3 protein-coding genes are annotated in these 1,906 nt (G+C 45.1%); all 3 read left to right on the forward strand.

What is annotated here, in order from left to right:
- Positions 1-289: 289 nt before the first annotated feature.
- The 3 genes from csgD to csgF are packed head-to-tail and all read left to right on the forward strand — an operon-like array spanning position 290 to position 1,771.
- On the forward strand, positions 290-940 hold the full coding sequence (csgD, locus tag ACOTXT_RS22390) for a biofilm master transcriptional regulator CsgD (protein WP_021240790.1): 651 nt from the start codon (positions 290-292) through the stop codon (positions 938-940).
- A 4-nt stretch (positions 941-944) separates the two neighbouring features.
- Positions 945-1,334: a curli production assembly/transport protein CsgE gene (gene csgE / locus ACOTXT_RS22395; RefSeq protein ID WP_021240791.1), complete on the forward strand. Its 390-nt coding sequence runs from the start codon at positions 945-947 to the stop codon at positions 1,332-1,334.
- A gap of 23 nt (positions 1,335-1,357) precedes the next feature.
- Positions 1,358-1,771: a curli production assembly/transport protein CsgF gene (gene csgF / locus ACOTXT_RS22400; RefSeq protein WP_008500846.1), complete on the forward strand. Its 414-nt coding sequence runs from the start codon at positions 1,358-1,360 to the stop codon at positions 1,769-1,771.
- Positions 1,772-1,906 lie beyond the last annotated feature (135 nt).

Below are 1,906 nucleotides of genomic sequence, written 5' to 3' on the forward strand. Positions count from 1 at the left end.
CAGGGCCAAAATCAGCCACGAAGAGACGATTTTGGGCTGAAAATTGGAAAATTGAGCCACAGGACGTCGATAAAGGACGGTTTGGGGCGTCATATCGGGAGCTGCGGACCACTTAATCGCAACTTCCCTAGATTGAAATTAGATGTACGAAATTGGTTTTATATTTACCTCCCCGTGGAGGTTATGGTCTGATTCTACACACAGCAGTGCAACATCTGTCAGTACTTCTGGTGTCCTCTATTAAACAGGAGGACAGCTGCCAGGTGCCAAAAAAAAGTGGGGTTTCATCATGTATAATGAAGTCCATAGTTTACATGGTCATACATTACTGTTGATCACAAAACCTTCTTTGCAAGCGACAGCGTTATTACAACATTTAAAGCAATCTTTATCACTGAACGGGAAATTGCATAATATTCAACGTTCTTTTGATGATATTGCACCTGGCAGCATCATTCTGTTCGATATGATGGAAGCTGATAAAAAGCTCATCCATTACTGGCAAGATATTTTAAGCAGGAAAAACAATAATATCCGCGTGCTATTATTGAATACGCCTGATGAATATCCTTTTAGGGATATTGAAAGCTGGCCGCATATCAATGGCGTGTTCTACGTCACGGAAGAAGAAGACCGGGTAGTTGAGGGTCTGCAAGGCATATTGCGCGGAGAGTGTTATTTTTCGCAAAAGCTGGCCAGCTACCTCATCACGCACTCCGGAAATTATCGCTATAACAGCTCAGAGTCAGCACTGCTCACGCACCGTGAGAAAGAGATCCTGAATAAGTTACGCATTGGTGCTTCAAATATTGAAATCGCCCGTTCGTTATTTATCAGCGAAAATACGGTAAAGACGCACCTTTATAATCTTTTCAAGAAGATAGCTGTAAAAAACCGAACTCAGGCGGTTTCGTGGGCAAACGATAACCTCAGGCGTTAATCACATGAAGCGCACGTTGAGTTGGATCGCCGCAGCGAGTTTCCTGCTCGCTGCCGGGAATCTGAAGGCCGTCGAGGTCGAAGTTCCCGGATTGTTAACAGACCACACTGTCTCATCGGTCGGGCACAGTTTTTATCGAGCCTTCAGTGACAAATGGGACAGTACTTATACCGGAAATATAACAATCAACGAGCGGCCCAGTGCACGATGGGGAAGTTGGATAACAATAACGACCAATCAGTACGTTATTTATCAAACGTTTTTATTCCCCACTAAAATGGACTTCGATAAAAACGTAGCCCTGGCACTGGCCCAATCAGAAGACGCTATTAATCGCCTGCAAATAGATAAAGCCCTATTAAGCACCAGCGATTTAGCTAAAGACGAGTTCTAGCGAACCGATATGCGGAGGCTGTCATGCGTATTGCATATGCAGTTGTTTCGATAATGCTAATAACACCTATAAGCTGGGCCGGAAATATGACGTTTCAGTTCCGTAACCCTAACTTTGGCGGTAACCCTAACAACGGCGCCTTTCTGCTGAATGAAGCGCAGGCGCAAAACTCCTATAAGGACCCAAGCTTAAAGGATTTTAGCGTTGATACCCCATCCGCACTGGACAACTTCACTCAGGCTATCCAGTCGCAGATTTTAGGCGGGTTACTGACCAACATTAATACCGGCAAACCCGGCCGGATGGTGACCAACGATTTTATCGTTGATATCGCCAACACCGATGGACAGCTTCAGCTGAACGTGACCGATCGTAAAACCGGAAGGATCTCCACTATTCAGGTTTCCGGTCTACAAAGTAATTCAACTGACTTTTAAACAATAGCTAAGGAAGTTGCGATTAAGTGGTCCGCAGCTCCCGATATGACGCCCCAAACCGTCCTTTATCGACGTCCTGTGGCTCAATTTTCCAATTTTCAGCCCAAAATCGTCTCTTCGTGGCTGATTTTGGCC

The sequence above is a fragment of the Enterobacter cloacae complex sp. IR5422 genome (assembly GCF_049238165.1).
Lineage (GTDB): Bacteria > Pseudomonadota > Gammaproteobacteria > Enterobacterales > Enterobacteriaceae > Enterobacter > Enterobacter roggenkampii.